The sequence below is a fragment of the Variovorax sp. 01T439_2 genome (assembly GCF_056398445.1).
This window is the reverse complement of record NZ_JBFTPJ010000280.1, coordinates 1-6,242: the sequence shown is the minus strand read 5'-3', so window position 1 is coordinate 6,242 and position 6,242 is coordinate 1. Positions and strand designations below refer to the sequence as shown.

The following is a 6,242-nucleotide window of genomic DNA, read 5'->3' as shown; positions in this document are numbered from 1 at the left end:
TGCACACGCCGGTCCACAGGCCCGAGAGCACGATGCGCTTCTTGCCGATCTCGTTGATGCGCTCGATCACGGCCGCGTCTTCCCAGGTGTTCATCGAGGTGCGGTCGAGCATCTTCTGGCCCGGGAAGGCGTCGGTGATCTCGCTGAACATCGGGCCCGAAAAACTCTTCTCGGCCACGGTCGTGAGGATGGTCGACACCTTGAAGCCGGCCGCCGCATGGGCCACGAGGGCCGCGTTGTTGCGCAGGTTCACCGCGTCGATCGAGTGCGTGGCAAAGGCCATCTGCGACTGGAAGTCGATCATCACCAGCGTGTGGTCGGTGGGGGTGAGCAGCTTGGCGCCGGCGGTGGGGGTGGCTTTGATGGACATGGGACTCTCCGTGAGTTGGTGAAAAAAATTGGGTCTTGCGTTGCCATGCATCGTCGTTTCAGCGCCGATGCATGTCTTGTCGATTAGTGAGGCCGTTTGGACATTTGCGTCCGCGCCGCCAAGGGGCGCACGCGCAATGTCAGAAGGAAGGCAACTCTTTCGGGCGCAGGTCGAACACCAGCACCTCGGCGCCCTCGCCGCGCGACAGCTCGAGCCGCTGCTCGCCGCGCACCCGCGCGCCGTCGCCCTCGCCCAGCCGCTGGCCGTTCACTTCCACGCTGCCACGTGCCACATGCACATAGGCATGGCGATCGGGGCCGAGCGCGAGCGAGGCGGCTTCATCGCCGTCGAACAGGCCGGCGTAGACGCGGGCGTCCTGGTGCACGGCAAGCGAGCCGCCGGCGCCCTCCGGCGAGACGATCAGCCGCAGCCGGCCGCGCTTTTCCTCGGGTGCGAAGTGCACTTGCTGGTAGCGGGGCGCTACGCCCTTGGCGTTGGGCACGATCCAGATCTGCAGGAAGTGCAGCGGATCGGTGGAGGAGGAATTGAACTCGCTGTGGCGCACGCCGGTACCGGCGCTCATCATCTGAACGTCGCCCGGGCGGATGACCGAGCCGGTGCCCATCGAGTCCTTGTGCTCGAGCGCGCCGTCGAGCACGTACGAGAAGATTTCCATGTCGCGGTGTGGATGGGTGCCGAAGCCGCGGCCCGGATGCACGCGGTCGTCGTTGATCACCAGCAGGTCGGAGAAGCCTTCCTGCTCCGGGTCGTGGTAGTGGCCGAAAGAGAAGGTGTGGCGGGACTTGAGCCAGCCGAAGTCTGCAAGTCCGCGGTCATTGGCGCTGCGAATTTCCAACATGATTGGGGTCCTTGATGGTCGTTTGGTTCGATGTGATTCACAATCGCTTCGGAGAAGAATCCCCGATGCATGGCTGAATCATCTTTCTTTCATCGAGGCCTGTTGACGAAACTTTTAGCCGTCAATCATCGAATTTTTCGATGATTCATTTCCAAGGACCAGCCGTGCTCAAGCTCAGTCTCGAAGCCATCGAACTCGTGGACGCCATCGCTCGCCACGGCTCATTCGCAGGCGCCGCCGCGCGCCTGAACAAGGTGCCCTCCACCATCTCGTACGCGGTGGGCAAGCTCGAGGAGCAGTTGGGCATGCTGCTGTTCGTGCGCAACGGCCCGCGCGTGACGCTCACCGCGGCCGGCGAAGAAATGCTCAAGGAAGGCCGCTGGCTGCTTGGCGCCGCCGGCGACCTCGAGTCGCGCATGCGGCAGATCGCCACCGGGTTCGAATCGGAGCTGCGGCTGGTGCACGACTCGCTGATTCCCACACAGGCGCTGATCGACGACATTCGCGCGTTCGAGGCGCTGCGCTGCGGCACGCGGCTGCGCATCGGGTGCGAGGCGCTCACCGGCAGCTGGGAGGCATTGCGCGAAGGACGCGCCGACATCGTCGTGGCCGCGGGCGAAGGGCCGGCCGGCGGGGGTTACCAGGCGGTGATGGTGGGAAGCCTCGACTTCGCTTTCTGCGTGGCGCCCACGCATCCGCTCACGCGCCTGGGCCGGCCGCTGCAGCGCGGCGACCTGCTGGAGTGCAACGCCATCGTGGTGAGCGACAGCGCGCGCACCCTTTCCGACCGCACCGTGGGGCTGCTTGCCGGCCAGCACCACGTCGCCGTACCCAGCATGGCCGCGAAGATCGCCTGCCAGGCCGCGGGCCTGGGACACGGATTCTTACCGCGCGCCTGCATCGAGGGCGACCTGAAGCGCGGCACGCTCGTCGAGCTGCAGACCGAAGAGCCGCGCGCACCCGAGGCCTTCTGGCTCGCATGGAAGACCGGCGCCAAGGGAAAGGCGCTCCAGTGGTGGGTGAAGCAGCTGAACCGGCAGCTGGTTCCGGCGCTGCTGCCAAGGTCGGCCTGACCGGCCTTGGCCGGCGCGCGAATCAGCCCGCGTTCAGGCGCCGCCACCGCGCCGGAGATGTGCCTGTGTGCGCGGTGAAAACCCGCGTCAGGTGGCTCTGATCGGAAAAACCGCAGGCCGTGGCAATCTCGGCAATCGGAAGATGCGGCTGCCCCAGCAGCCGACGCGCCGCTTGCACGCGCTGCGCTACAAGCCATGCATGCGGCGTCTGCCCCGTCGTCTGCTTGAACGCCTTGCTGAAGTGGCTGCGCGACAGCGCACATTCGCGCGCCGCGTCGCCCAGCGATACGTCCCCTGCGAGGTGCGCCACGAGAAAGTCCTTGGCGCGGCGCTCTTGCCACGGCGCGAGGCCTCGGGTGTGCACGGGCGCCGGCCCGGCCGCGCCGCCGTAGACATGCACCACGTGCGCCTTCAGTGCCAGCGCCAGGTGTTCCACGAACAGCCGGCTCGCATCCTGCGGATGCATCAGCACCGGCAGCATGGCCCGGCCCAGATGGGCGACCACCGGGTCCAGCGTGCCGGCGGCGCAGTCCAGCCGATCGACACGCGGCATCTCCATTTCTTCGGTGAACGCATCGATGGTTGCGCGCGGCAGGTGGAAGAACATCGAATGGAACGGGCTGCTCACGTAGGCCGAGGCGTGCTGCGAAAGATCGGCAATGTGAAAGGCGCCCTCCTGCTGCAGGCCCAGTTGCCGGGATTTGCCGTCACGGACGATGCGCCGGCTGCCGCCCGGATTGATCTCCACGCTGAGCAGGAATGCGTTCTCGAGCGGGAGAGGCGCGAGCACGAACAGATGCGGCAACTCATAGCGCATCCGGGCGACGCCCAGCTCGCAGCCGCGGCGCGACCTGCTCACGAGTGACTGCACGGCGTCGATGCCGTACTGCGACGCCAACCGTTGTCCAAGTTGGCAGTCGGAACGAAGGGGATTCAGCATGTGGGGAAGGCTTTCGATGGCGACACCACCGCAGGAGGTTGATCCGGACGGGACGCCATCCTCCACCTTACCCCAGCGCGTCGTTCACCTGCTCGCGGAACTCCGTCAGGCTGACCGCCGTGCCGAGCTCCCGCGGCAGCGCGTCGCGCACCGAGAACACGCCCAGGATCTTCGTTCCMGCCACCAGCGGCAGGTGGCGAAAGCCCCGTTCGAGCATCAGCACCACGGCGTCGGACACCGGCGTTTCGGGCGGCACGCAGATCGGGTTGGGCGTCATGACCTCGCGCACCGTCGTTCGGTCGGGGTCGAGCCCCCGCGCCAGCACGCGGGTCATCAAGTCGCGCTCGGTCAGGATGCCCAGCAGGATGTCGGGCAGTTCCAGCACGAGCACGCTGCCGCAGTTGGCGCGCGTCATCACGCACGCGGCGTCGCGCGCGCTGGCCTGCGGACCCAGGCTGATCACGTGCTTGCGCGAGATGGATTGGAAAACGGTGCGCTCGGCCATGGTGCGCCCTCCGGAAAGGAACCCAATGGTGCCGCCGGACGCCGCTCAGCGCAAGGACGCGTTGAGCCGCGCGAGCGCCTCGGCGCCGGGGCACAGCTCGGCCGGGCCCAGCGCATTGAGCGGCCGGTCGCTGGTGTTGAGCGCCGTGTGCAGGTCGCTGGCCAGCGGATCGACGAAGAGCAGCCCGGTCACCACCTCGCCCATCTCCTGGTGCCGCTGCATGTGGGCCATGGCGGCATGGCGGTCGCCGGGGTCGTAGCCCGGATGCAGGCTGCGCAGGCGCAGCAGGGTGCCGTCGTGCTGGCGCACGTCCATCACTTCGCCCGGCGCCATGTCGACGGTGATCTCTTCCCGCCCGCTGATGAAGTCGATGCGGCTGACCGCCTCGTTGTGCTCGCGCACGTAGTCGTAGCTCTTGGTGCTGCCCGGGTGGTTGTTGAAGGCGACGCAGGGGCTGATCACGTCGATGAAGGCGGCGCCGCCGTGGCTGATCGCCCCCTTGATGAGCGGCACCAGCTGCGCCTTGTTGCCCGAGAAGCCCCGCCCCACGTAGCTCGCGCCCAGCTGCAGCGCCATGGCCACCAGGTCCACCGGGCTGTCGCTGTTGACCACGCCCTTCTTGCTCCTGGAGCCCTGGTCGGCCGTGGCCGAGAACTGGCCCTTGGTCAGGCCGTAGACGCCGTTGTTCTCCACGATGTAGGCCATGCGCACGCCGCGCCGCATCGCGTGGGCGAACTGGCCCAGGCCGATGGACGCCGAATCGCCGTCGCCCGAGACGCCCAGGTACAGCAGGTCGCGGTTGGCCAGGTTGGCGCCGGTCAGCACGCTGGGCATGCGGCCGTGCACCGTGTTGAAGCCGTGCGAGGCGCCCAGGAAGTAGTCCGGCGTCTTGGAGCTGCAGCCGATGCCCGAGAGCTTGGCCACGCGGTGCGGCTCGATGTCCAGCTCCCAGCAGGCCTCGATGATGGCGGCGGAGATGGAGTCGTGTCCGCAGCCGGCGCACAGCGTGGAGATCTTGCCCTCGTAGTCGCGCCGCGTGTAGCCGACCTTGTTGGTGGCCAGCGTCGGATGGTGCAGCCGGGGCTTGGCGAGGTAGGTCATGCCGATTCCTTCGTGCCAGAGGCTTGCGTCTCCTGCACATGCGTGCTGATGGCCTGGACGATGAAGCGCGCCGTGATGGGCGTGCCGTCGAAATGCAGCACCCGCACCAGCCGGGCGGGATCGATGTCCAGCTCGTTGACCAGCAGGCTGCGCATCTGCGCATCGCGGTTCTGCTCGACCACGAACACCTGCCGGTGCTGCGCGAGGAACTGCACCACGCTCTGCGGAAACGGAAAGGCGCGCAGCCGCAGCGCATCGAGGTGGATGCCGCGTGCTTCCAGTGCCTGCAGCGCCTCGTGCATCGACGGGCTGGTCGAACCGAAATAGATCACGCCCAGGTCGGTCTTTTCGGCGGCCGGGCGCAGCACCGGCTGCGGCACCAGCGCGGCCGCGGTCGCGAACTTCTTCAGCAGCCGCTCCATGTTGTAGATGTAGTCCGGCCCGCGCTCCGAGTACCGGGCATAGGCATCGCGCGTGGTGCCGCGGGTGAAGTAGCTGCCCTTGCTCGGGTGCGTGCCCGGCAGCGTACGCCAGGGGATGCCGTCGCCGTCCACGTCCTTGTAGCGGCCGAAGTCGCGGCCGGCCTCGAGCTCCTCGGCGCTCATGAGCTTGCCGCGGTCGTAGGCCTGGCTGTCGTCCCAGGCAAAGGGCGCGCACAGGCGCTGGTTCATGCCGATGTCCAGGTCCGTCATCAGGAACACCGGCGTCTGCAGCCGGTCGGCCAGGTCCAGCGCCGCCGCCGCATGCTCGAAGCACTCGTGCGGGTCTTCCGGAAACAGCAGCACGTGCTTGGTGTCGCCGTGCGAGGCATAGGCGCAGGCCAGGATGTCGGCCTGCTGCGTGCGCGTGGGCATGCCCGTCGATGGGCCGCCGCGCTGCACGTTGATGAGCGTGACCGGGATCTCGGCAAAGTAGGCCAGGCCGATGAACTCGGCCATCAGCGAGATGCCGGGCCCCGAGGTCGCCGTGAAGGCGCGTGCGCCGTTCCAGCCCGCGCCGACCACCATGCCGATGGAAGCCAGCTCGTCCTCCGCCTGCACGATGGCAAAGCGGTGCTGCCCGGTGGCCGGGTCCACGCGGAATTTGGCGCAGTACTTCTGGAAGGCCTCGGCCACCGAGGACGACGGCGTGATCGGATACCAGGCCGCCACCGTGGCGCCGCCGTACACGCAGCCCAGCGCCGCGGCGCTGTTGCCGTCCACGAAGATGCGGTCGCCCACCCGGTCGGCGCGCCGCACCCTGAGGCCCAGCGGCTCGAGGTTCTCGCGCGCGAAGTCGCAGCCCAGGTGCAGCGCCTGCACGTTGGAGGCGAGCAATTTTTCCTTGCCCTTGTACTGCTCGCCGAACAGCTTCTCGACCACTTCCGGATCGATGCCCAGCAGGATGGCCAGCGC

At 67.7% G+C, this 6,242-nt stretch carries 7 protein-coding genes; 1 reads left to right on the top strand and 6 read right to left on the bottom strand.

Annotated elements, in window-relative coordinates; all coding sequences use genetic code 11:
• Both AC1DOC_RS14970 and AC1DOC_RS14965 read right to left on the bottom strand, forming a co-directional pair.
• On the bottom strand, positions 1–370 hold a 370-nt coding region (locus tag AC1DOC_RS14970; protein ID WP_478130010.1), incomplete at its 3' end, for an isochorismatase family protein.
• A 139-nt stretch (positions 371–509) separates the two neighbouring features.
• Positions 510–1,229, bottom strand: a complete 720-nt coding sequence (locus AC1DOC_RS14965; protein WP_478079979.1) for a pirin family protein — start codon at positions 1,227–1,229, stop codon at positions 510–512.
• A 164-nt stretch (positions 1,230–1,393) separates the two neighbouring features.
• Here AC1DOC_RS14965 and AC1DOC_RS14960 point away from each other — a divergent pair, with 164 nt between their 5' ends.
• Complete coding sequence (locus tag AC1DOC_RS14960; protein ID WP_018907132.1) at positions 1,394–2,302, top strand: LysR family transcriptional regulator; 909 nt, start codon at positions 1,394–1,396, stop codon at positions 2,300–2,302.
• A 22-nt stretch (positions 2,303–2,324) separates the two neighbouring features.
• Here AC1DOC_RS14960 and AC1DOC_RS14955 read toward each other — a convergent pair whose 3' ends face one another.
• The 4 genes from AC1DOC_RS14955 to AC1DOC_RS14940 form a co-directional block, all read right to left on the bottom strand.
• A complete protein-coding gene (locus tag AC1DOC_RS14955; RefSeq protein WP_230537980.1) occupies positions 2,325–3,308 on the bottom strand; it encodes an AraC family transcriptional regulator in 984 nt (327 codons plus the stop codon).
• Between the two features lies 1 nt (position 3,309).
• Positions 3,310–3,747, bottom strand: a complete 438-nt coding sequence (locus AC1DOC_RS14950; RefSeq protein WP_015865532.1) for a CBS domain-containing protein — start codon at positions 3,745–3,747, stop codon at positions 3,310–3,312.
• 45 nt (positions 3,748–3,792) lie between these two features.
• Positions 3,793–4,848 carry a 2-oxoacid:ferredoxin oxidoreductase subunit beta gene (locus AC1DOC_RS14945; RefSeq protein ID WP_018907134.1) on the bottom strand — a complete coding sequence of 352 codons (1,056 nt, stop codon included), beginning with the start codon at positions 4,846–4,848 and terminating at the stop codon, positions 3,793–3,795.
• The coding region (locus tag AC1DOC_RS14940; RefSeq protein WP_478130009.1) for a 2-oxoacid:acceptor oxidoreductase subunit alpha at positions 4,845–6,242 on the bottom strand (1,398 nt) is incomplete at its 5' end. The genes AC1DOC_RS14940 and AC1DOC_RS14945, both read right to left, overlap by 4 nt.

Excerpts from the sequence above, each read along its gene's own strand:
- AC1DOC_RS14945 (WP_018907134.1), bottom strand. The coding sequence starts at position 4,848 with ATGACCTACCTCGCCAAGCCCCGGCTGCACCATCCGACGCTGGCCACC.
- AC1DOC_RS14965 (WP_478079979.1), bottom strand. The coding sequence starts at position 1,229 with ATGTTGGAAATTCGCAGCGCCAATGACCGCGGACTTGCAGACTTCGGC.